The organism is Allostigmatella hybrida, assembly GCF_020103775.1.
Lineage (GTDB): Bacteria > Myxococcota > Myxococcia > Myxococcales > Myxococcaceae > Hyalangium > Hyalangium aurantiaca.
The window spans coordinates 356,307-380,264 of record NZ_JAHXBH010000005.1 but is presented as its reverse complement, the minus strand read 5'-3'; the positions used below and the strand labels follow the sequence as shown (position 1 = coordinate 380,264).

13 protein-coding genes are annotated in these 23,958 nt (G+C 69.3%); 8 read left to right on the top strand and 5 right to left on the bottom strand.

The genetic code is table 11. From position 1 onward, the window contains the following. Positions 1-39: 39 nt before the first annotated feature. On the top strand, positions 40-1,374 hold the full coding sequence (locus KY661_RS12360; protein ID WP_225410397.1) for a hypothetical protein: 1,335 nt from the start codon (positions 40-42) through the stop codon (positions 1,372-1,374). 13 nt (positions 1,375-1,387) lie between these two features. On the opposite strand, the gene KY661_RS12355 is transcribed toward KY661_RS12360, so the two are convergent. From KY661_RS12355 to KY661_RS12345, 3 genes are all read right to left on the bottom strand, one after another. Next, positions 1,388-1,792, bottom strand: coding sequence for a cupin domain-containing protein (locus KY661_RS12355; RefSeq protein WP_075006482.1), 405 nt, complete (start codon positions 1,790-1,792; stop codon positions 1,388-1,390). Between the two features lie 169 nt (positions 1,793-1,961). After that, entirely contained in the window at positions 1,962-3,095 is a 1,134-nt protein-coding gene (locus KY661_RS12350) for a cyclic nucleotide-binding domain-containing protein (protein WP_225410396.1), read from the bottom strand. Continuing rightward, the gene (locus KY661_RS12345) at positions 3,092-4,669 is read right to left on the bottom strand and encodes a cation:proton antiporter (protein ID WP_225410395.1); all 1,578 of its coding nucleotides are present in this window, start codon (positions 4,667-4,669) and stop codon (positions 3,092-3,094) included. Before KY661_RS12345 ends, KY661_RS12350 begins: the two co-directional genes overlap by 4 nt. A 193-nt stretch (positions 4,670-4,862) precedes the next feature. Between KY661_RS12345 and KY661_RS12340 the strand changes: the two genes are divergently transcribed. Together KY661_RS12340 and KY661_RS12335 are read left to right on the top strand one after the other, a co-directional pair. Continuing rightward, positions 4,863-8,312: an Ig-like domain-containing protein gene (locus tag KY661_RS12340; RefSeq protein ID WP_225410394.1), complete on the top strand. Its 3,450-nt coding sequence runs from the start codon at positions 4,863-4,865 to the stop codon at positions 8,310-8,312. Positions 8,313-8,443: 131 nt separating this feature from the next. Beyond that, positions 8,444-9,016: a type 1 glutamine amidotransferase domain-containing protein gene (locus KY661_RS12335; protein WP_225410393.1), complete on the top strand. Its 573-nt coding sequence runs from the start codon at positions 8,444-8,446 to the stop codon at positions 9,014-9,016. Here the strand turns inward: KY661_RS12335 and KY661_RS12330 are convergent. Continuing rightward, complete coding sequence (locus KY661_RS12330; protein WP_225410392.1) at positions 9,010-9,774, bottom strand: MerR family transcriptional regulator; 765 nt, start codon at positions 9,772-9,774, stop codon at positions 9,010-9,012. The two genes, KY661_RS12335 and KY661_RS12330, sit on opposite strands and share 7 nt — an antisense overlap. Positions 9,775-9,903: 129 nt before the next feature. Between KY661_RS12330 and KY661_RS12325 the strand changes: the two genes are divergently transcribed. From KY661_RS12325 to KY661_RS12315, 3 genes are all read left to right on the top strand, one after another. Further along, positions 9,904-10,125 (top strand): hypothetical protein, encoded by a 222-nt coding sequence (locus KY661_RS12325; protein WP_225410391.1) that lies wholly within the window; start codon positions 9,904-9,906, stop codon positions 10,123-10,125. A 223-nt stretch (positions 10,126-10,348) separates the two neighbouring features. Beyond that, positions 10,349-11,227, top strand: coding sequence for a DUF2381 family protein (locus tag KY661_RS12320; RefSeq protein WP_225410390.1), 879 nt, complete (start codon positions 10,349-10,351; stop codon positions 11,225-11,227). A 13-nt stretch (positions 11,228-11,240) separates the two neighbouring features. Then, positions 11,241-13,010 (top strand): serine/threonine protein kinase, encoded by a 1,770-nt coding sequence (locus KY661_RS12315; RefSeq protein ID WP_225410389.1) that lies wholly within the window; start codon positions 11,241-11,243, stop codon positions 13,008-13,010. Between the two features lie 194 nt (positions 13,011-13,204). Here KY661_RS12315 and KY661_RS12310 read toward each other — a convergent pair whose 3' ends face one another. After that, entirely contained in the window at positions 13,205-15,055 is a 1,851-nt protein-coding gene (locus tag KY661_RS12310; protein WP_225410388.1) for a sensor histidine kinase, read from the bottom strand. A 437-nt stretch (positions 15,056-15,492) separates the two neighbouring features. Between KY661_RS12310 and KY661_RS12305 the strand changes: the two genes are divergently transcribed. Together KY661_RS12305 and KY661_RS12300 are read left to right on the top strand one after the other, a co-directional pair. Next, on the top strand, positions 15,493-16,305 hold the full coding sequence (locus KY661_RS12305; protein ID WP_225410387.1) for a hypothetical protein: 813 nt from the start codon (positions 15,493-15,495) through the stop codon (positions 16,303-16,305). Positions 16,306-16,607: 302 nt separating this feature from the next. Beyond that, positions 16,608-23,954, top strand: a complete 7,347-nt coding sequence (locus tag KY661_RS12300) for a HAMP domain-containing protein (protein ID WP_225410442.1) — start codon at positions 16,608-16,610, stop codon at positions 23,952-23,954. Positions 23,955-23,958 lie beyond the last annotated feature (4 nt).

Here is a 23,958-nt window from a genome sequence, read left to right as displayed (position 1 = left end):
CGGCTTTCGGGTCTGGAGGAGGCGGGTAGAGTGAAGCGGATGAACGCCGCTCCCTTCCTGCTCCTGCTCGCCGTGCTCCAGCAGACCTCTTCGGTGGAGGACGTCTCCTCCGGGGACTCTGGGGACTCCTCCGGGGACTCCTCCGTTCAGTTCCGCGCGCTGCTCGAGGCCGGGCTGCTGAGCTTCCCGTCGGGAACCCGTGGGGGCGAACAGGACTTCTTCGCCGCCGCCACCCCCGTGCTGCGCCTGGACGTGGGCGAGAACTTCGCCCTGGAGGTGGGCGCCACGCTGCGCTTCCGCCTCGTGGACCAGGACCCCAAGCAGACGGCCGGGGACTACGGGGGCCACCTGCGCCGCGAGGACTGGGACACGCCCAGTGACTTGGGCCAGCTGATCCGGGAGCTGCGGCTGGGCCGGGAGGAGGGCCGGTTCTTCTTCCGGGCGGGCCCCCTCACCACCTTCACCCTGGGCGAGGGCCACCTGGTGGACCGCTACGTCAACCAGCTGTCCGCCGACTACCACCCGGCGGGGGCCACCGCCACGGGCTACTTCGGCCCCTTCCGGCTCCAGGTGGCCGCCAGCGACGTGCTCGCCATGCGGCTGTTCGCGGGCGAGCTGCGCATGGACATCGGCCGCCTGGCCAGCACGGACGAGACGGTGTTCGACCGCTACCACGTGAGCGCCTCCCTCGCGCACGACTTCGGGCGCGTGGGCGAGGAGCGCACCGAGCCCATCACCGCCGCGCTCGTGGGCGGCAACGCGGCCATCTACAAGGGCGAGCGCTTCCAGCTGTTCGCCATGGCCGGGGCGGGCAGCCGCGTGGATGTGAGCCCGCTGGACTTCGGCGGCTTCGTGGGCCTGTCCGCGCGCGGCATGCGCGGCGCGGTGGACGTGAGCGGCCGCCTGGAGGGGCGCTCGCAAGGGGGCAGCTTCCGCTTCGGGCTCTTCGGGCCCTCGTACGAGCTGTCACGCTTCTCCGCCACGGGGCTCTCCGAGGCGCCGCTCGCCGAGGAGCGCCTGTCGCGGGCATTCTCCGGCTACGGGGAGCTGCGGCTGGGGCTGGGGGATGCCGAGAACGCGCTGTATTTCTCGGCCAGCGCCGCCGCGGAGTACTTCGCCTTTGGCCGCATCGACACGGACATGGCGCTGATGCTGCAACTGCCGGGGGGCCGCACGCGCATCACCGCGCGCGCCATCGTGGTGGGCCTGAAGACCCACCCGCGCTACTCCCTGCTGGCCGAGCTGCGCCAGCGCCTGCTGTCCTCCCTCTACGTGTGGGGCTCCACCGGCACCGTGCACTTCCCTCAGGCCGATGGCACCCTGGTGCGGGGGTTCACCGCGGGGGCCGGCGTGGGGGTGGACTGGGCGCGCTGAAGCGCGGGAGGGCCTACCCGGTGAAGCCCTCCGCGATGTTGAAGAACGACTTGATGACGCGCTCGCCGTGCACTTCCCAGATGACGACCTGTCCCTGCTGGATGAAGTAGCTGTCCCCGGGGCGGTACGTGTGGGTCTGTCCAGTTTCGTCCGTGAGCGTCACCTCGCCCTCCAGGATGGTGGCGTGCTCGGTGAACGGGAACGTCACCTCCACGCGCCCCTGGGTGGCCACGAAGAGCCCCGCCGTCATGGGGCCCGCCCGGAAATCCACCCGGGTGAAGATTTCCGGTCTGCCTCCCAACGTCTTCCCGCCGAGGTTCTCGGGCCTACCCAGCGAGACGAGTTGGGACAGATCCTGGCTCGTTCCAGGCGAGCACACGTTCATCCGGCGTGCCCGTACCGCATTGCTCGAAGTCATGACTCCTCCCTAGCGAAAGCGGCGAGGATAATCTCTTTTTCAATCAGGCGACGGTTGGCCCCGGCCAAGTGATGACGGCTGGCCAAGGGCCTGCCTGGAGAGACGGTCTCGCCCCGGCCGCGGCGGGGGCCGGGCCGTACGTGCGGGTGATGGCGCTGTCGGTCCCCGGTCAGCGCCCGAAGAGCCCTTTGCGCTTCACGGCGGGCGTTGTGACCTGGGCGCGCGAGAGGCGCTGGCCGAGGATGCGGCTCATCTCCAGCGCCACGGAGGGGTTGGCCATCACCATGCCCCGGAAGTCCTCGCGCCCCACGGCCGCCAGCTCGCACGGGGTGGCCGCCAGCGCGGTGGCCATGCGCGGCTCGCCGGTGAGCAGCGCCAGCTCGCCGAAGAAGCCCCCCGCGCCCACCATGCCCACCCTCTGCCCGCCGTCGCCCACCAGCTTCACCTCGCCGGAGAGCACCACGAAGAAGCTCTCGCCCGGGTCCCCCTTCTTGAAGATCTCCGCGCCCGCGGGGCGCTGGAGGAACTCCGCGCCGCGCGCCACGCCCTCCAGGTGCTCGTCGCTCAGGGGCATGAGGAAGTCCACCTTGCGCAGCGCCTGGGTGAGCGGGGTGATGCCGGCCGCGAGCTCGGGCTCCGCGGTGAGGAACTCCACCACCTGCGCGAGCTGCGCGCGGCGCGCCACGAGGATGACGGTGTGGCCGGCGCGCAGGAGCGTGCTCCCATCGGGCACCGCCGTGTGCCCCTCGGGGTCCACCATGCCGATGAAGAGGCTCTCCTTGGGGAAGCCCTCCAGGGCGCGCACCTGCGCCACCGTCTTGCCCGCCACGAGCGCGCGCGCGGGCACCGTCAGCTCGAACAGAATCGTCTGCCCATCGGCCAGCGGCAGCGAGCCCTCCACCTGGGGAAAGTCGATGGCCGTGGTCATCTTCGCCACCACCACCTCGGCCTCCGCCACCAGCTCCTTCACGCCCGCCAGCCGGTACGCCTCGCGGTAGCGCGTGTCCAGCATGCGCACCATGAGCCGCGCCCCGGACATGCTGCGCACCAGCATGGCGAAGGCCAGGTTCTCCGGGTCTCTGGCGAGCACCCCCGCGGCCACGTCCGCCGTGGCGATGCCCGCGGCCTCCAGCACGTGCGGGTCCGTGGCATCGCCGCACACGGTCACCACGCCCACCTCATCGAACAGCCGGCTGCAGATGCCCGCATCGCGCTCGATGACCGTCACGGTGTGCTGCTCGGCGATGAGCCGCGCGGACAGCACCGAGCCCACCCTGCCTCCTCCGGCGATGACGATCCTCATGAAGCCTTGTGTCCTCCTCCGGGCTCCCCATGCGGGGTGCCTCGCAGTGCATGTTCCAGCTCCAGCGTCCGCTCATCCAGCCGCGCGAGCATCTCCTCCGCGGTGGCCTCGGGGATGAGCCCGTTGCGCCGCGCGCCCAGGAGCGCCGTGCGCTCGGCGTCGATGAGGCGGCGGCGCACGGCGATGAGGCTCTTGGCCCCCTGCGCCAGGTGCTGCTCGTTGATGCGCCGCAGCTCCCGCTCCGCGCGGGCGATGTTCACCTGGTAGTCCCCGCGCAGGTGGTCATACGCGGCCCGGGGGATGAGCCCCTGGCCGTGCAGCGTCTCCAGCTCGAGGTGCGCGGCCCGGCTGGCGATGAGCCGCGCCTGCTGCTCGGCCACCTGGAAGGACACGGGGTCCTGCTCCAGCAGCCCCATGCGCCGCAGAAAGCCGCCCAGCATCAGCCCCTGGCCTACCAGGGACAGGAAGGTGACGCCGAAGGCGATGGCCACCAGCAGCTCGCGCGAGGGGGTGTTGGCAGGCAGTCCCAGCACCAGGCCAATGGAGATGGCGCCCTTGATGTTGCCCACCAGGAACACGTGCTGCCAGCGCAGGGGGATGGCCTCCGCGGGGCGCACCCAGCGCAGCAGGAGGAACGGCCCGTAGATGGCCACCGCGCGGCCGATGAAGATGCACACCACGGCGATGAGCGTCTGCGGCAGGTACGCCAGCAGCGTCTCGGGCGGCGTGGACAGCCCCATCGACAGGAAGAGGAAGGTGTTCACCCCGAAGGCGGCGTACTCCCAGAAGGTGTGGATGGCCACCTGGCTCTGCGGGGAGACGTCCCGGCGCAGCGTGCCGCCCACCGTGAGCCCGGCGGTGACGGCCGCGATGGCGCCCGAGAGGTGGAACTGCTCGGCGGCGGCGAACGAGGCGAACGCCAGCGCCGTGGTGGCCATGATTTCGGCCAGCGGATCCTCGGTGCGGCGGATGACGAAGCTGGCCAGCAGCCCCAGGGCCAGCCCGACGACGGCCCCGCCCAGGCTGGCCAGCACCACCCGGCCGCTCATCAGCGCCAGCGAGGGGCTGTGCCCGCCGGCCACCACCGCGCTGATGGCCGCGTAGACGACGAGCGCCGTGCCGTCATTGAAGAGGCTCTCGCCCTGCATGATGCCCGACAGGCGCTGGGGCACCGGGGCGCGGCGGAAGGCATAGAGGATGGAGACGGTGTCCGTGACGGCGAGCACCGAGCCCAGGAGCAGCGCCGGGCCCCAGGCGAGCGCCAGGCTCCAGTGCAGCGTGGCCCCCGTGGCCCCGATGGCCAGCAACATCCCCAGCGTGGCCAGGAGCGCGATGGGCACCGCGTTGGCGCGCACGTTGTCCAGGTCCGCGGTGATGCCGCCCTCGAAGAGCAGCGCCGGCAGGCACACCAGGAACACCACCTCCGCGCTCAGCGGGGGAATGCCCGGCAGCAGGCCGCTCACGGAGATGAGGAGGCCGCCCACCACCAGCGCCACGTTGTAGGGGAGGCTCGCGCGCTTGGCGGCGATGGCCACGATGATGGCCACCACCATCAACCCAATGATGACTGGCATCTCCAGATGCACGGTGTGTCCATTCCTCCCGGGCAGGGATGGGGAGAGCCTCTCACCCTTCCGCCGCCGCCGCACGCCAGCCGGCAGAACCCAGCCCCGCCGCCGGGCTGACTGTACGGACTGCAAGTGAATCTGTCATCATTCCCAGACATCCTCGAAATACATCGTGATGCTGAAATCAGGAGGAAGGCCGATGTCCCCGTCGCCTCGAACCCTCGCGGCCCTGCTCGGTACGAGTCTGTGGCTCTCCTGCGCGGAGCCCCCCGCGCCCGCCTCCCCGTCGGCCCCCCCGGACGCCGCCGCCTCCCAGGCCCTGGGCGCGGCCCCCCTGGCGGGCCGCCGGCTGTACCGGGCCGGAGAGCGGGGCCTGGCCGGCCGGTACATCGTCGTCTTCTCGGAGGCGGAGGCCCAGCGGCTGCGGGCCTCGCCACTGGAGGTGCGCAAGGCCTCGGAGGCGCTCTCCCGGGCGTACCGCGCCACCGTGCGGCGGGTGTATTCGAGCGCCCTCAAGGGGTTCTCCGCCGAGCTTCCGGAGGCCGAGGCGCTGCGCCTGAGCGAGGACCCCCGCGTGCGCTACGTCGAGCAGGAGCGCGTCTTCACCCTGAGCGGCACCCAGCAGGCCAATCCCCCCTGGGGGCTGGACCGGTTGGACCAGCGCGGGCTGCCGCTGGATGGCCAGTACCATTCGGAATACACGGGGGCGGGGGTCCACGCGTACGTGCTCGACACGGGCATCCGGGACACCCACGCCGAGTTCGCCGGGCGGATGGGCAACGGCTTCGACGCGGTGGGCGGCGGGAGCACCGGGGACTGCCACGGCCACGGCACCCACGTGGCCGGCACGCTGGGCGGCGCCACGTACGGGGTGGCCAAGGACGTGACGCTCCACGCGGTGCGGATGATCGACTGCTCGGGGGAGGGGACGCTGGAGCAGCTGCTGTCGGGCATCGACTGGGTGTCGGCGAACCACGTGAAGCCCGCCGTGGTCAACATGAGCCTCGGGGCCGAGGGCACCCAGGCGGTGGATGACGCGGTGACGGCCTCCATCGCCCAGGGAATCACCTATGTCGTCTCCGCGGGCAACGAGGGCTTCGATGCGTGCACCAAGTCGCCCGCGCGCACCCCGCGGGCGCTCACCGTGGGCGCCACGGACAGCGAGGACCAGCGCGCCTTCTTCTCCAACTTCGGCACGTGCGTGGACCTGTTCGCCCCGGGCCAGGACATCCTCTCCGCGTGGCACACCTCGGACACGGACTCGAGGGCCGAGAGCGGCACCTCCATGGCCGCGCCCCACGCCGCGGGCGCCGCCGCGCTCTACCTGGAGGCGCACCCCCAGGCCTCGCCCGATGCGGTGCATGACGAGCTGGTGGCCCGCTCCACGCGGGGCTTGGTGTTGGACCCCGGCGAGGGCTCGCCGGACGTGCTGCTGCACGCGGGCTGCATGGGCTCGGCCGGCGCGGTGAATCCCCAGGTGGTGCTCACCTCGCCCACGGAGGGCGAGGTGCTCACCGGCCGGGTGGCCCTGTCGGCCACCGCCAGCGACGATGGGCTCGTCTCCCGCGTGGAGTTCTACCTGGATGGGCGGCTGCTCGGCACCGACACCCAGGCGCCCTACACGTGGGACTGGAACAGCAACGAGGTGGGCAACGGGCCCCACGTGCTCGGCGCGCGGGCCTTCGACGAGGGCTGCAACAGCCACTTCGCCTCGGTCACCGTCATCCTCCAGAACCCCGGCAAGGCCGCCTATGACGCGGCGCTGGGGGCGCCCGCCTGCGCGGAGCTGGCCAGCCAGTGCGACTCGATGGACCTGCTGGTGGGCCGGGGCGCGATGGGCCCCGAGCCGCACACGCCCAACACCCTGTCGAGCGCGTGCCCGGACGGGGACGAGGGCTGGTACCAGTTCGACGGCTCGATCGAGCAGCTCAAGGTGGTGCGGGACGATGGAACGCCGTTCGCCGCGGGCAAGCAGGTGCGCATCGAGGCGAGCTTCTACTCGGGCCTCTTCGGCGCGGTGGAGCGGCTGGAGCTGTACTCCGCCGCCAATGCCCATGCGCCCGACTGGAAGCTCATCGGCCCGGTGCTGCCGCTGGACTATGGCCTGAACACCGTGTCCACCCGCTTCATCCTGCCGCCGGGCGGCGTGCAGGCCATCCGCGGCGTCTACCGGACCACGGGCGAGGCCGGCCCCTGCGTGGTGGGCGCCTCCAATGATCACGACGACCTGGTCTTCTGGGTGAGCGATGCGCCGGACACCGTGCCGCCCACGGCCGCGCTCACCGCCCCCGCGGCGGGCACGGTCCTCAAGGGCACCGTCAAGCTCACCGCGGCGGCGGCCGACAACTTCGGCGTCACCCATGTGGAGTTCTACGCCGGCGATACGCTCCTGGCGTCCACCGCCACCGAGCCCTTCCGCTTCTCCTGGGACACGGCGCGGGTGCCCAACGGGGCCACCCCGCTGTCCGTCCGGGCCTACGATGCGGTGGGGCAGGTGGGCACCTCCGCCCCCGTGGCAGTCATTATCGACAATGACACGGAGCCGCCCACCGTGGGCTTCACCGCCCCCGCGGAGGGCGCCAGCATCAAGGACACGGTGTCCCTCGCCGTGGCGGCCACCGACAACGTGAAGGTGACGCGCGTGGAGTTCTACGTGGGCACCACGAAGCTGGGCAGCGACACCACCTCGCCCTTCAGCTACAGCTGGGCCACCCGCTCCACCGCCAATGGCCTCTACACCGTGCGCGCCACGGCCTTCGACGCGGCGGGCAACACGGCCACCGCCGAGCGCACCGTCACCCTCGCGAACGACGAGGAGCCCCCGTCCGTGGTGCTCACCCAGCCCGTCGAGCTCCAGACGCTGAAGGGCACGGTGAGCCTGGCGGCCACGGCCAGTGACAACGTGGGCGTGTCGCGCGTGGCGTTCTTCGTCGAGGGCGTCCAGGTGAACTCGGACGCCACGGCCCCCTACAGCTACACCTACAACACCCGGCTCAAGCCCAACGGGACCTGGACCCTCCAGGCGAGGGCCTACGATGCCCGGGGCAACGAAGGGCGCTCGGAGGAGGTGCGCGTGCGCTTCGACAACGACTTCACCCCGCCCACCGTCACGCTCACCAGCCCCGGCCAGGGGCAGACGCTGACGGGAACCGTGAACGTCACGGCCGAGGCCACGGACGACGAGGGCGTCGTGCGGATGGCCCTCTTCGTGGATGGCGCCCAGGTGGCCGTGGACTCCGCGCCGCCGTTCACCCTGAGCTACAACACACGCAGCAAGCCCAACGGGGAGAAGGTGCTCACGGTGAAGGCCTACGATGCGGTGAACAACGTGGGCACCTCGCAGGAGGTCCCGGTGACGTTCGACAATGATCTCCTCCTGCCCACCACGAGCATCCTGTCGCCCGCGAGCGGCGCGGCGGTGTCGGGCACGGTGACCATCGAGGCCACCGCGAGCGATGACCGGGGCATCGACCGGGTGGAGTTCTTCATCGGGGGCGTGCTGAAGGGCACGGCCACCACCGCGCCGTACACCCATGCCTGGGACACCTCCAAGTCCTCCGTGGGCACGGTGAACCTCATGACCAAGGCGTGGGACGTGGGGGGCAACTTCAAGACGAGCACCACCGTCCCGGTGAAAGTGGTCCGCTGAGGCGGGGAGGGCGCCCGGCCGTGGAGCAGGCCTGCGGCCGAGGCGCTGGTTCCCTCCGAGGGGACCTTCCGTTGTCGCCTCTCAGGGCGTGGGCACCTTCTTGGAAGGACCCTTTTCCGGAGGAGGGACGCATGGCTCGAATCATGTTCATCGTGGCATCTGACTTCGAGGACTCGGAATTCCGTGTCCCTTACGACCGGGTGAAGGAGGCGGGCCACGAGGCGGTCATCGTCGGCACGGAGGCAGGCAAGAAGCTCAAGGGCAAGAAGGGCAAGGAGTCCATTCTCGTGGACCGGGCGGCCCGGCATGCCTCCGCCGAGGAGTTCGACGCGCTCGTCATTCCCGGCGGCTACTCGCCGGACCACCTGCGCATGGACGCGGACGTGGTGGGGCTCGTCCGCGACTTCTCCCAGGCACACAAGCCCATCGCCGCCATCTGCCACGCGGGCTGGATGCTCGCCGAGGCGGGCATCCTGGAGGGGCGCACGGTGACGTCCTACCCCTCCATCAAGACGGACCTCATCAACGCGGGCGCGCACTGGGTGGACCGCGAGGTGGTGGAGGACGGCCACCTCATCACCTCGCGCAAGCCGGATGACCTGGAGGCCTTCTGCGGGGCCCTGCTGCGCCAGGTGGCCCAGGGGCGTGGCTCCCAGGCCCAGGCGGCCGAGGCCGTGACGGAAGTGCCGCCCTCCATTCACTGAGCCAGGGCGCGCCCGGCGTTCGCCTGGAAGGCCTCGTGCGCGTAGCGCGCGAGCCCCGGGCGCACCCCGTCGAGGCTCGCCGTGAACCGGGCGTCGTTCACGTAGAGCTCGCCCAGCCCCCGGTGCAGCGCGTGGGAGCAGGGATAGAACCACCGCGAGATGTACTGGCGGTGCTGCTCCGCGAGATCCATCGGTCCCTCATCCGTGGGGGGCGTGCCCGCCTCCAGCTGGGCCGCCAGCTGCCGCAGCAGGGTGTCCCCCTCGGCCTTGAGCCGCTCCCAGTCCTCGCGGGTGTAGCGCGAGGTCCGCTTCGCGGACTCCCGGTAGGCCTCCGTGTGGCCCCAGCGCTCGCGCACCTCCTCCTCGTACTTCGAGGGCTCGAAGTCTCCGAACATCTTCGCCTGCTCTTCCTGTGACATGGGGGTTCCTCGCTCCAGGGTGTCGAGCGCTGCGTCCACCGCGCGGACGAGCGCCTGGAGGTGGCCGGCCTTCTCGAGCAGCAGCCGCCGCTGGGTGTGCAGCGCGGCCCGCACGTCGAAGTCCGGGTCATTCAGGACGCGGAGGATCTCCTCCAGCGGGAAGCCCAGCTCCTTGTAGAAGAGCACCTGCTGGAGCCGCCGCAGATCCTCCGCTTCGTAGAGCCGGTAGCCCGCCTCGCTGCGCCCGGAGGGCTTGAGCAGCCCCAGCTCGTCGTAGTGGTGCAACGTCCGGATGCTGATCCTCGCCAGCCGGGCCACCTGGCTCACCGTCAGGGCCATCGTCCTCACCTCCGCGAGAACAGATAGGGCCTCACGCCGCGTGAGGGTCAACCCCCTTCGCCGCCCCCCGCTGCGAAAGGGCGGCGCGGTGCGCTACAGTGAGGCGTGGGTCAGCCAGGAGGAACTGCCGTGGCCACGGACAAGAACCGCCGCACCATCGCCTCCCGCCCCATCGGCCGGGTGCTCAGTGGGCAGGACCGCTACGAGAAGGAGGCGCAGGAGGGTGACCCGGCGAGTGCCCTGGCCGAGTCGGTGAGGGCGCAGCGGCGCGGGGCGCTTCCGCCCGCGCCCGCCAAGTCCAGCTTCCTGGAGGCGCTCCAGCGCCAGACGGGCCCGAAGCGCAAGCCCTGAGCGGGATTGACCTTACCCACTTTTCGGCGGGCCCGAGCGTGCTCCGAACCGCTCGGAGAGGGAAGCTCCAGAGGAAAATGGGCGCCGCTTGGTCGGCTGGAGATGAGGCCTCCTCAGTCGCCTGCACCATGGCGAATCCCGGCAATCGATGAGCGCACGTCGCTAGCGTCGCCTGAGAATGCTGGGCTTTTGTTAGGTTGGTGACTTCGGAGGTTTTACGTCCTTGGTCCTACCCGCGCACTGGCTGGCCCTTCCCCTCTGCTTTCTGGTGGCTGGCCCGGCCGCCGCCGAGCCCGCTATCCGCCAGCGCCAGGACCGGCGCGCCTCGCTGCCCACCACGGCCTCCGAGCCCTTCCTCGAGCTGTACGTGGCCGCAGGCCATCTCACCACGGTGGCCTTCAATGGACCTTTGGACCGGGACAGCCTGGTGGTGGACCGGACGCGCTTCAAATGGGTGGACGTCGGCGACCGCATCCTCGCGCTGCAGCCCCTGGTGGATCTCGGCTCAGGCGAGCGGCTCTTCGTGAAGATCGGCTTCAAGGACAGAGCCCTGCCCACGCAGGCCGTCCTCGCTGTCGTCACCGATTCCAAGGTGGTGGACGGGAACGTCGAGGTGGATCGGAGGGCGAACACCCCCGAGGCGCTGCTGGCAACCCTCGCGCGGAAAGAGGCGGAGCTGGAGGAACTCAAGGCACGGCTCGCAGGCAGTGGCCCCGCGAACCTCGTCCTCTCCGAGTGGCTCAACAAGCACATGCTGCCTATCGCGTTCTCCATGCCCGTCGTTCCGGCAGGCACCAGCGGCTTGGAGGTACTGGAGAGCATTGGCTACGAAGGGAAGTCCTCATCTCTGGTTGCCATCCGGTTGCGCAATGTCCCGGGCCAGAAGCGCTGGGTGTTGGGGCAGGCGCGCCTCACCAGCGGGACGGGAGTTCCCGTGAAGGTGCTCGCGGCACAGATGAAGTTGGAGCACTTGGAGCCAGGAGAAGAAGGCCTCGTCGTGGTGGAGACGAAGACGCCTCCCTGGGGGCCCAAGGCGTTCGGCGTGGAAATGGTGGACTCCAGCGGCCAGCGTCGCCTTTCCTTCAACCTGAAGACGAAGTAGGAGTCGCCCGCCCATGGCAACGGACGCCTTTCACCCTGATCACCTCCAGCCAGGACAGTGGGTCGGCTCCTGGCGCATCCTGGAGACGCTGGGCAGCGGTGGCTTTGGCCGTACCTTCAAGGTCGAGAGCGAAGGGGCGCTGTTCTCGCTGAAGATGGCGCTGCGCCCAGCTTCGGAGGACAAGGAAGTCGAGGGGCGTGCGGCCCACGAAGCCGCCACCCTCATGGCCAACACGAGCCATCCCAACCTGCTCCGGCTGCATGCTCTGGGCCGCTGGCCCCACCCCAGTACCGGCTACCTCTACTTCGTCACCGAGTACGTCGAGGGGGAGAACTTCAACGACTGGCGTGTGCGCACACGCCCCTCCGCGGCACAGCTCGTGGACCTCTTCCTCGCGCTGGTCCTGGCGGTGGTGGAGCTTCACCGGCGCCAGCTTCTGCACCGCGACCTGACCGGCGCCAACATCGTCATCCGCAAGGGGGACCACAAACCCTTCTTCATCGACTTGGGCAGCGTCTGGTTGCCGGGCTCCTCCACCCTCACGGAGAAGCTGCCGCCCAGCATGGCCCACGCACTGCCACCCGAGTGCGTCGCCTTCCTGCGGCGCAGTACCGAGGAGGGCGAACACTTCGACGCGGGCGTCGCGGGAGACCTGTACCAGCTGGGGGTGCTCATGTTCGAGGCGCTCACGGAGCACCACCCCTTCGACCCCAAGAAGCTCCCGGCACCGGAGCTCCTGGCCGCCATCGAGACGCTCGTCCCCCGCCCCCCGCACTACCTCAATCCGGATGTCCCCGAGCCGCTGAGCCGCGTCGTCATGCGGCTCTTGGAGAAGCGGCCGGAGGACCGGTACGAGAGCGCCACCGCCCTTCATCAAGCGCTCTGGGAAGCCGCCAAGGAGCGGAAGAGTCCAGCCTGGAAGGTGCCGCTGGTGCTTCCGGAGAGCGGGCCAGCGCCTCTCACCCAGGAGGAGGTGGAAGCGCGGAAGGCTCTGCAGCAGGAATCCGAGCGCAGAGCGCAGGAGGCGCGGCAGCAAGAGACCGAAGCGCTCTCCGATAAGCAGTCGCTGGAGAAGATCTACACCGCTGCGCAGGAGTTCGAAGCCCAGCTCCAAGCCCTGGATGAAGCGCAGGCCCGCCGCAGAAAACGGCGCTGGAAGATGGCGGCTGGAGGAGGGGTGGTGCTCCTGAGCTTTTCGCTCTTCGCTGCGTGGCGGCTGTGGCTCAGTCCCACGACGGCATCGACCGCCGAATCCGAGAAAGGAAGCTCGCTCGTGTCCACCTTTAACAACTCTCGCCCCATCAAGGCAGGGGCTGCTTGGCTGTGCGTCACCTTCAGCGTTGGCTGCCCCGCGGCCCAAGTGCGGCCCCTCGCCGAAGACTGCCCTCAGGAGGCCGTCCGAAGTATGGAGGACCTGCACCTTCTCAATCAGGACTCCTACCGCGTCGTCATCGACATCAACCAGCCAGGCTCGAACTGGCAGGAGGGCACCTACCACGAGGGGAAAATCGTCAGCCGGGTGGTGCGCTACGGATGGACTGGCCCCTTGCCCGACGGCACCCTTCTTTACGGGCGGCTCTGGACAGAAGGGCTCATGAAGCGGGGGGAGGAGGCTGTCCTCGGCCGCTATACCGAGGCCCTCCTGCCGGATGGGCAGCGCGTTCCCGTCTGCTTGGTCCTGGGGGATCTGACGGGCCTCACCATCAAAAACTCCGGGTCTAAGCCCGGCGCGGCTCGTCTGCCGCGGGAGTGGAGCGCCCTGGCTGTCCGGCACTGGCCGTGAACATCGCCGGATTCCCGTCCGCGATGGGACGTTCCATGGAGTTCCTGCTTGGGCGCCGGGAGGCGCCGCCATTTAGGGCAGGCTACGTCCAGGTGGACGGCGCAGCGCTTCTTCATCGGAGGGGCAGGCGAGGGGGCATGGGCCCCACCAAGCGCTCTTTCAGAAAATGGGAAAGGTCGAACGGAGCGGGGCGCTCACCCCGCGGTGCGCTGGGCCGCGGGGGCCATGGGCAGCTCGATGGTGACGGTCGTCCCGACGCCCTCGTCGCTCTGGATGGAAATCTTCCCGCCGTGGACCTCGATGACCCGGTGGCACACGGCCAGGGACAGCCCCTTGTCGGACCACTGCTGCTTGGTGGTGAAGAAGGGGTTGAAGAGCCGGTCGAGGTGCTCGCGGGGGATGCCGCGCCCCGTGTCGCTCAGCTCCACGCGCACCGCCTGCCGGCCGATGACATGCGTGGCCAGGGTGATGCGCCGCTCCGGGCGCCCCTCCATGGCGCTCAGCGCGTTGCCGAGCAGCCGGTGGAAGACATCGTCCAGCGCCTTGCCATCCCCCAGCACCAGGGCCTGGCCCGAGTGGAAGCGGCACACCACGTGGACGCCCGCCGTGTCCAGCTCCTGGATGCGCGCCTCCACGGCCCGCTCCACCACGGGGTGTAAGTCCACGGGCGCCATCTCCCCGCGCTGCCGGGCCTCCAGGGCGCGCAGCTCGCGGATGATCTCCGCCATGCGCAGCGCCTGCCGGTGCGCCGCGGAGAGCATGGGCCGCTCCGGGGAGTCCTCGGGCGACTCGGCGAGCAGCAACTGGAGGTTGGCGGTGATGACCGACAGCGGCGTGTTCATCTCGTGCGCCATGCCGGCCGCCAGGTCTCCCACGGCCACCAGGCGCTGGCTGCGCAGCAACTGCTCCTGCGTCTGCTTCAGGTCCCGCGTCTGCTCCTCCACCTGCTCCAGGAGCTTGCCGTTGACGTGCACCAGCTCGCGGTGGGCGTTCTCCAGGCTGCGGCCCATCTCGTTGAAGGCATCCGCCAGGTCTCCCAGCTCGTCCTTGCGCCCCAGGGCGATGCGGTGCTGGAGGTTGCCCTGGGCGAGCTGCCGCGCGCCCTGGGCGAGCTGGGCCAGGGACTGGCCCATGGAGCGGAAGGTGAACAGCGCCAGCGCCAGGCCGCCTGTCACCACCAGCGCGACGAGCCACGGGGTGGCGGGGCTCAGCCCGCCCAGCGAGGCGAAGGAGGCCTCGTGGGGCCGGGCCGCCACGGCCATCCACCCCAGCTCCGGCACCGGGCTGAAGGCCGCGAGCCACGGGCGGCCGTCCTCCTCGTAGTGGAAGGTGCCCGCCTGGCGCGTGAAGGCCGTGGTCTGGAAGGGCACCGGGGGGCCGCCGGCGCCGGTGCTCCCGTCGAGCAGGAGCCGGCCCGCGCCATCCAGGAGGAACAGGCGGCTGCCGGCCTGGCTCGTGGTGGAGAGGCGGTGGGACAGCTCCTCCAGGCTCAGCTCGGCCACGAGGCTCGGCCCCTGTCCGGACGGCGCCCGTCCGGCCACGAGCACGGTGGGCCGCAGGTGGACGGCGCTCAGGTAGGGCTCGGAGAAGAGGTACGGGCGGCCCGTGGGGGCGCCCGCCAGCAGCGCCTGCGTCCGGCGCTGGAAGTCCTCCGCCTCCTGGGGCGTGAGCAGGGCGCGCCCACCGCCGGGGGCCTCGCGCGAGCCGGTGGAGATGGCGGCGGTCATCTGGCCCCGGGCGTCGAACAGCCCCACCCGCCGGAGGCGCTCCTGGCTCGCGTAGCGCGCGGTGAGCCACGCCTCCGCCTCGGGGGCCTCGCGCGGCAGGGTGTCCGGCATGGAGAGCGGTTCGGAGAGCCGCTCGGCCACCGCGCGCACGTAGAGGGCCACGTGCTGCGCCTCCCCGTGCGCCGTGCGCAGGTGCTGCTCGGTGAGCGCTTGCGCGAGCTGACCCTCCATCTCACGCCGGATCAGCAGTCCCGTCATCAGGGCGGGGGCCGCGGCGGTGAGGGCGAGCAGGAGCAGGAACTTGTGACGGAGGTTCATGCGCGAGCGCAGCTCTCTGCTGTCACGGGGGGGCCCGGAGAAGGGCACAACCTCCCACGGCTGTCCCGCTTCGGTCTTCATCATCAAATGGCCGGCCTCCCCCGTGCGCACCTGCCCCGCGTGCGCTCCCCACTCGTCCGGTCTTTTGCGTGAGGTCCTTCAAGGATAATCGGTTTACCTTGTTTCCGCAGAAGAGGCTACCTTGCAAGTTGTCCAAAACGGGGCACTGGCCGCGCCCAAGTGACGGGTAGCCCACGGGATGGCACCAGGGTGCAAGGCGGAGAGACCTGCCGGGTAGGCAGGCGCTCGCGGGAGGGCGTGAAGAGGGTGCGCGGACGCCCGGATTCCGCTAGCACGGGGGACACGTGCGAGACCGTGAGGGTGTGGGAGTCGCCAGCAGGAAGGCTGCCCGGTGGCCGGGACGCTCCGCCCAGGGCGTGAACGCCCGCTCCTGGGCCCTCACGCTCGTCATCGCCGCGGGGCTGGGGCTGCTCCTGGCGGTGGCGACGGCCAGCCTGCCCTACCTGGTGTCCTCTCCCACCACCGACCCCCACTTCGGGGCACTCAACCACTGCCTCACCGGGGCCCTCCGGGGCCCGCGGCTGGGGTGGGCGGTATCGCCGGATGGCACGCGCGCGGCCCTGTTCGACGCGCGGGGCGTGGCCCTGTGTGGCCCCTCGGGGCGCCCCACGGTGAGTGCGCGGCCCGGGGTGACGGCCCTGACGTTCGACGGGGCAGGACGGCTCTGGGCTGCCACCCGGGGGCAGCTCTTGCGCGAGGAGGACGGCCAGCTTCGGGTCCTCGGGGACCTGGGGGCGGTGGCCCTGGCGGGACACGCCGGGGGGGTGCTGGTGCTGGACGGCGAGGGGCACCTGGCCTCCATCTCCCCAGGCGGAGAGGTCCAGGCCCAGGTGCTGCTTCCCCCTGGGGGCACGCTCTCGGTGGGGCCTGGCGGGACGCTGGCGGCGGCCGTGGTGGACGGTGTGCCCTGGGTCTTCGAGGCGAGCACCCTGGCGCCCCTGCAGCTCCACGCCCCCTGTGCCGTCGAGGGGGCCGGGTGGCTGGCAGACTCCGGGCGCCTCCTCTTGGTGTGTGCGGCCGGGGCAGGAGGGGCTTTCACCGTCGAGCCCAGGACGGGGGAGCGGGCACCAGCGCCCCGGCCCTCCCACCTCCCCGCCCGTCTGCTCCTCGGCCGGGCGCTCTACGTCCAGGGGTGTGAGGGGCTCCCCTGTACTGCGCCCCCGCCGTGAGGCATTAAGAGGAGACATGTCCAGTCCCAGCGGATGTCCACGCCGGTCCACGACCAAAAACGAATGGGGTTGAGTTTTGAACCGTTCTCTTGAGCGCCTCCGCTCAAGAGTCGACAAGACACCCCACTCCTCAGAATGTCAGCTTACCGGACATGCGCCCCTCCGAGGCGGCGCGTTCCTCATCCTCGCAGAGGTTCCATCTCGTGAACGCGAACGACAACGACTCTTCGCCTGACAAGAAGCGCAGCCCCCGGCGGAAGGACAAGGGGCAGGGCACGGAGAGCGTGCCTGCCTCCCGTCCCATGAACCGCTTGAAGTCCCGGCTGGAGGGAGAGGTTCCCGGCGAAGCGGCGGCCCCTGCGCCCCCGGCCAGGCGCAACGGGAATGGCCCCGGCAAGCTGCCCGCGGGGGAGGGGGTCCGGGGACGGACCGCCGCGCGTCCGGGCCGGGGCGCTCAGCCGCTCCTGGAGCTGCTCGCCGCGCTGCATGCCGCGGAGTCCGGGGACTTCAGCGTCCGGCTGCCCCACACCCAGTCCGACGAGGTGCTGGAGGACATCTCCGATGCCTTCAACGCCCTGATGGTCCGCAACGCCGCGCTCGCCAATGAAATCGTCCGCGTGGAGCGGGTGGTGGGCCGCGAGGGCCGCATGGGCGAGCGCGTGTCGCTCGGCGAGGTTCGCGGCGGCTGGGCCGCCAGCGTGCACTCCATCAACGCGCTGATCGGCGACCTGGTGCTGCCCACCACGGAAGTGGCCCGCGTGCTCGTCGCGGTGGCCGAAGGCGACCTGACGCAGAAGATGGCCCTGGAGATTGACGGCCAGTCGGTGAAGGGCGAGTTCCTGCGCATCGGCACCACGGTGAACGCCATGGTGGATCAGCTCCGCGCGTTCGCCGCCGAAGTCACCCGCGTCGCCAAGGAAGTGGGCAGCGACGGCAAGCTGGGAGGCCAGGCGGATGTGAAGGGCGTTGCCGGGACGTGGAAGGACCTCACGGACAACGTCAACATCATGGCCAGCAACCTCACCACCCAGGTGCGCAACATCGCCGAGGTCTCCACGGCGGTGGCCCGGGGCGACCTGTCCCGGAAAATCACCGTGGACGCCAAGGGGGAGATGCTCCAGCTGAAGGACACCTTCAACACGATGGTGGACCAGCTCAACTCCTTCTCCGCCGAAGTGACGCGCGTCGCGAAGGAAGTGGGTACGGAAGGAAAGCTCGGCGGCCAGGCCGAGGTGAAGGGCGTGTCCGGCGTGTGGAAGGACCTCACGGACAACGTGAACTTCATGGCGTCCAACCTCACCACCCAGGTGCGCGGCATCGTCAAGGTGGTGACGGCGGTCGCCAATGGGGACCTGTCCCAGAAGCTCCAGGTGCCATCGCAGGGTGAGATTGCCGCGCTCGGCGAGACGCTCAACAACATGACGGACACGCTGAACGTGTTCGCCCAGCAGGTGACGAGCGTGGCGCGCACGGTGGGCGTGGAGGGCAAGCTGGGCGCCCAGGCCCAGGTGCCCGGCGCCGCCGGCACGTGGAAGGACCTCACGGACAACGTGAACCTGATGGCCAACAACCTCACGGCCCAGGTGCGAAACATCGCCGAGGTGACGACGTCCGTCGCCAAGGGCGACCTGTCCAAGAAAATCACGGTGGACGTGAAGGGCGAGGTGCTCGAGCTGAAGAACACCATCAACACGATGGTGGATCAGCTCAACTCGTTCGCCGCCGAAGTGACGCGCGTCGCCCGCGAAGTCGGCACCGACGGCAAGCTGGGCGGCCAGGCCGAGGTGAAGGGCGTTGCCGGAACGTGGAAGGACCTCACCGACAACGTGAACATCATGGCCAGCAACCTCACCACCCAGGTGCGCAACATCGCCCTGGTGACGACGGCGGTGGCCAAGGGAGACCTCTCCAAGAAGATCTCCGTGGATGCGCGCGGCGAGATGCTGGAGCTGAAGAACACCATCAACACCATGGTGGACCAGCTCAACTCCTTCGCCGCCGAAGTGACCCGCGTCGCCCGTGAGGTGGGCACGCACGGCAAGCTGGGCGGCCAGGCCGAGGTGAAGGGCGTTGCCGGGACGTGGAAGGACCTCACGGACAACGTCAACATCATGGCCAGCAACCTCACCACCCAGGTGCGCGGCATCGCCAAGGTGGTGACGGCGGTGGCCAACGGCGACCTGAACCAGCGCCTGAAGGTGGACGCCAAGGGCGAGGTGGCGGAGCTGGCCGACACCATCAACGCGATGACGGAGACGCTCTCCATCTTCGCGCAGCAGGTGACGGACGTGGCGCGCACGGTGGGCGTGGAGGGCAAGCTGGGCGCCCAGGCGGTGGTGCCCGGGGTGGCCGGCACGTGGAAGGACCTCACCAACAACGTGAACCTCCTCGCGAACAACCTGACCGACCAGGTCCGGAACATCGCGGAGGTGACCACGGCGGTGGCCCGGGGCGACCTGTCCCGCAAAATCACGGTGGACGCGAAGGGCGAGGTGATGGAGCTGAAGAACACCATCAACACGATGGTGGATCAGCTCCGCGGCTTCGCTTCCGAAGTGACGCGCGTCGCGAAGGAAGTGGGCACCGAAGGAAAGCTGGGCGGCCAGGCGCTGGTGCCCGGGGTGTCCGGCGTGTGGAAGGACCTCACGGACAACGTGAACTTCATGGCCACCAACCTCACCACCCAGGTGCGTGGCATCGTGAAGGTGGTGACGGCGGTCGCCAACGGGGACCTGTCCCAGAAGCTCATCGTCGAGGCGAAGGGTGAAATCGCGGCGCTCGCGGACACCATCAACGCGATGACGCAGACGCTCTCCATCTTCGCGCAGCAGGTGACGGATGTGGCGCGCACGGTGGGCGTGGAGGGCAAGCTGGGCGCTCAGGCCGAGGTGCCGGGCGTCGCCGGCACGTGGAAAGACTTGACCAACAACGTGAACCTGCTGGCCAACAACCTCACGGCCCAGGTGCGAAACATCGCGGAGGTCTCCACCGCGGTGGCCAATGGCGACCTGTCCCGCAAAATCACGGTGGACGCCAAGGGCGAGGTGCTCCAGCTCAAGGACACCATCAACACCATGGTGGACCAGCTCCGTGGCTTCGCCTCGGAAGTCACGCGTGTCGCCAAGGAAGTCGGTACCGAGGGCAAGCTGGGTGGCCAGGCGGACGTGAAGGGCGTGTCCGGCGTCTGGAAGGACCTCACCGACAACGTGAACGCCCTGACCGGCAACCTCACGGACCAGGTGCGCAACATCGCCAAGGTCACCACCGCGGTGGCCAATGGCGACCTGTCGCAGAAGATCACCGTCAGCGTGAAGGGCGAGGTGCTGGAGCTGAAGAACACCATCAACACGATGGTGGACCAGCTCCGCGCGTTCGCTTCCGAAGTCACCCGCGTCGCCAAGGAAGTGGGCACCGAGGGCAAGCTGGGCGGCCAGGCGGATGTGAAGGGCGTGTCGGGCGTCTGGAAGGACCTGACCGACAACGTGAACGTGCTGGCCGGAAACCTCACGGACCAGGTGCGCAACATCGCCAAGGTCACCACCGCGGTGGCCAACGGCGACCTGTCGCAGAAGATCTCCGTCGAGGCCCGCGGCGAAATCCTCGAGCTGAAGAACACCATCAACACGATGGTGGACCAGCTCCGCGCGTTCGCCTCGGAAGTCACCCGCGTCGCCAAGGAAGTGGGCACGGAAGGAAAGCTGGGCGGCCAGGCCGAGGTGCCGGGAGTGGCCGGCACGTGGAAGAACCTCACGGACAACGTGAACTCCATGGCCAGCAACCTCACCGCCCAGGTGCGCAACATCGCCCTGGTGACGACGGCGGTGGCCAACGGCGACCTGTCCAAGAAAATCACGGTGGATGTGAAGGGCGAGATGCTGGAGCTGAAGAACACCATCAACACGATGGTGGATCAGCTCAACTCCTTCGCCGCCGAGGTGACGCGCGTCGCGCGCGAGGTGGGCACGGAAGGCAAGCTGGGCGGGCAGGCCGTGGTGGCGGGCGTCTCCGGCACCTGGAAGGACCTGACCGACAACGTGAACTCCATGGCCCGCAACCTCACCACCCAGGTGCGCGGCATCGTCCGCGTGGTGACGGCCGTCGCCAATGGCGACCTGCGCCAGAAGCTCGTGGTGGATGCCAAGGGCGAGGTGGCCGCGCTCGCGGACACCATCAACAGCATGACCGACACGCTGGGCACCTTCGCCGAGCAGGTCTCCACGGTGGCCCGCGAGGTGGGCGTCGAGGGGAAGCTGGGCGGCCAGGCCCGTGTGCCGGGAGTGGCCGGCACGTGGAAGGACCTCACGGACAACGTGAACTTCATGGCCAGTAACCTCACCACCCAGGTGCGCGGCATCGTCAAGGTGGTGACGGCGGTGGCCGATGGGGACCTGTCCCAGAAGCTCATCGTGGACGCGAAGGGCGAGGTGGCGGCGCTCGCCGAGACCATCAACAGCATGACGGACACGCTGGGCACCTTCGCCGAGCAGGTGTCCACGGTGGCCCGCGAGGTGGGTATCGAAGGAAAGCTGGGTGGCCAGGCCCGCGTGCCCGGTGCGCGCGGCACGTGGCGGCAGCTCACCGACAACGTGAACCAGCTGGCAGGCACCCTCACCTCGCAGCTGCGCGCCATCTCGGACGTGGCCACCGCGGTGACCAAGGGGGACCTGTCCCGGAGCATCACCGTCAGCGCCGAAGGGGAAGTGGCCGCGCTGAAGGACAACATCAACCAGATGATCTTCAACCTGCGTGAGACGACGCAGAAGAACCAGGAACAGGACTGGCTGAAGACGAACCTGGCGAAGTTCAGCGGCATGATGCAGGGCCAGAAGAACCTGGAGGCCGTCAGCCGCCTCATCATGAGCGAGCTGACGCCGCTGGTGGGCGCGCACCACGGCGCCTTCTTCCTGATGGAGCAGGACGGCCCCCTGCCGGTGCTCAAGCTCACCAGCACCTACGCGTACCGGGAGCGCAAGAGCCTGGCCAACCGCTTCCATCTGGGCGAGAGCCTGGTGGGGCAGTGCGCCCTGGAGAAGAAGACCATTCTCCTGACCAAGGTCCCGGCCGACTACATCACCATCTCGTCCGGCCTGGGCGAGGCCACGCCGCTCAACATCATCGTCCTGCCGGTGCTCTTCGAGGGCGAGGTGAAGGCCATCATCGAGCTGGCCTCGTTCCACCCGTTCAGCGCCATCCACCAGATCTTCCTGGATCAGCTCACCGAGAGCATCGGCGTGGTGCTGAACATGATCATCGCCAACATGCGCACCGAGCAGCTCCTGCTCCAGTCGCAGGGGCTCACCCAGGAGCTCCAGAGCCAGTCGCGCGAGCTCACCCAGCAGCAGGAAGAGCTCAAGCGCACCAACACCGAGCTGGAGGCGCAGGCGCTCGAGCTGGAGGAGAAGGCCAAGCAGCTCGAGGAGCAGAACACCCGCGTGGAGGAGAAGAACGCGGAAGTGGAGCTGGCGCGCTCCTCCTTGGAGGAGAAGGCCGCCCAGCTCAGCCTCATCTCCAAGTACAAGAGCGAGTTCCTGGCCAACATGAGCCACGAGCTGCGCACCCCGCTCAACTCGCTGCTCATCCTCGCCAAGCTGCTGGCGGACAACAAGGACGGCAACCTCAGCGGCAAGCAGGTGGAGTACGCCAACACCATCTACGCGAGCGGTGGGGACCTGCTCAGCCTCATCAACGAAATCCTCGACCTGTCCAAGGTGGAGGCGGGCAAGATGCAGGTGGAGCCCCGGGACATCGTCCTCACGGAGCTCAACCAGTTCGTGGACCGCTCGTTCCGCCCGGTGGCCGAGCAGAAGAACCTGTCGTTCGACGTGGAGCTGCTGCCCAACGCACCGCGGCAGATCCGCACCGACCCGCAGCGGCTCCAGCAGGTGCTCAAGAACCTGCTGTCCAACGCCTTCAAGTTCACCGACGAGGGCAGCGTGCAGCTCGTGGTGAAGCAGGCCGACAAGGGCGTGCGCTTCGAGCACGAGGTGCTCAAGCGCGCCAAGCGCGTCATCGCCTTCGTGGTGACGGACACCGGCATCGGCATCGCCAAGGACAAGCAGAAGCTCATCTTCGAGGCCTTCCAGCAGGCCGACGGCTCCACCGCGCGCAAGTACGGCGGCACGGGCCTGGGCCTGTCCATCTCGCGGGAAATCGCCAAGCTGCTGGGCGGCGAAATCCACGTGGAGAGCGCGCTGGGCAAGGGCAGCACCTTCACGCTCTACCTGCCCCCCGAGTACGTGGCGCCCGAGGACGAGGTGCCGCAGAGCCCCACGCAGTTCCTGGCGCCCATCCCCACGCTGGCCTCGCAGCGCCTGGCCGAGACGCTGCCCCCGGTGCCCGCGATGCAGACGCCCCCGGCGCCGGCGGCCATTCCCAGCTCGCACGTGCTGGATGCCGCGCTGCCGCCGCCCTCGGACTCGCTGCTCGCCCCGCTCGCGGTGGAGGATGACCGGGAGCACATCCGCGAGGGTGACCGCGTCCTGCTCATCATCGAGGACGACCTGAAGTTCGCCCGCATCATGGCGCAGATGGCGCGCGAGAAGGGCTTCAAGGTGCTGGTGGCCAGCCGCGGCGACAGCGGCCTGGCCATGGCCAACGAGTACCTGCCCCACGCCATCACCCTGGACATCCAGCTGCCCGTGGTGGACGGCTGGAGCGTGCTGGAGCGCCTCAAGCGCAACGGGCGCACGCGCCACATCCCCGTGCACGTCATCAGCGTCATGGACAAGCACCTGGGCAACACCCACGGTGCCTTCGGCTACCTCACCAAGCCCGTCTCCAAGGAGGGCCTGGAGCGCGTCTTCTCCCAGCTGGCCCACTTCCTGGAGCGCAAGGAGCGGCGGCTCCTCCTCATCGAGGACGATGACGTGCAGCGCGACAGCCTCGTGAAGCTCTTGAGCGAGGGCAGTGACGTGGAGGTGACGGGCGTGGCCACCGGCGAGGAGGCCCTGCACAAGCTGGAGGAGGCCGAGTACGACTGCCTCGTCATCGACCTGCTGTTGCCGGACATGGACGGCACCAAGCTGGTGGAGGAGGTGAAGACCCAGCCGCGCTTCCGGGACCTGCCCATCGTCATCTACACGGGCAAGGAGCTCACCGCCAAGGACGAGAGCCGGCTGCGCCGCTACACCGGCAGCGTCATCCTCAAGAGCGAGCCCAAGAGCCCCGACCAGCTGCTGGGCGACACGGCCCTGTTCCTGCACCGGCTGGAGCAGAACCTCTCGCCCCGTACGAAGCAGGCCCTGGCCGAGCGCGGCAGCGACACGGACGGGGACCTGACGGGCAAGAAGGTGCTCGTCGTCGATGACGACATGCGCAACATCTTCGCGCTCACCAGCGTGCTGGAAAACCAGGGACTCCAGGTCATCTTCGCTGAGAATGGCCGTGCGGCCATCGAGATGCTGGAGAAGAACCGCGACGTGGATGTCGTGCTGATGGACATCATGATGCCGGAGATGGATGGCTATGAGACGATGCAGGCCATCCGCCAGAACCTCCAGTACGCCCGGCTGCCCATCATCGCCATCACCGCCAAGGCCCTGAAGGACGACCGCGAGAAGTGCATGGCGGCGGGGGCCAGCGACTACCTGCCCAAGCCGGTGGACACCGACAAGCTCATTGAACTCATCCGCATGTGGGTGAACGCCTGAGTTG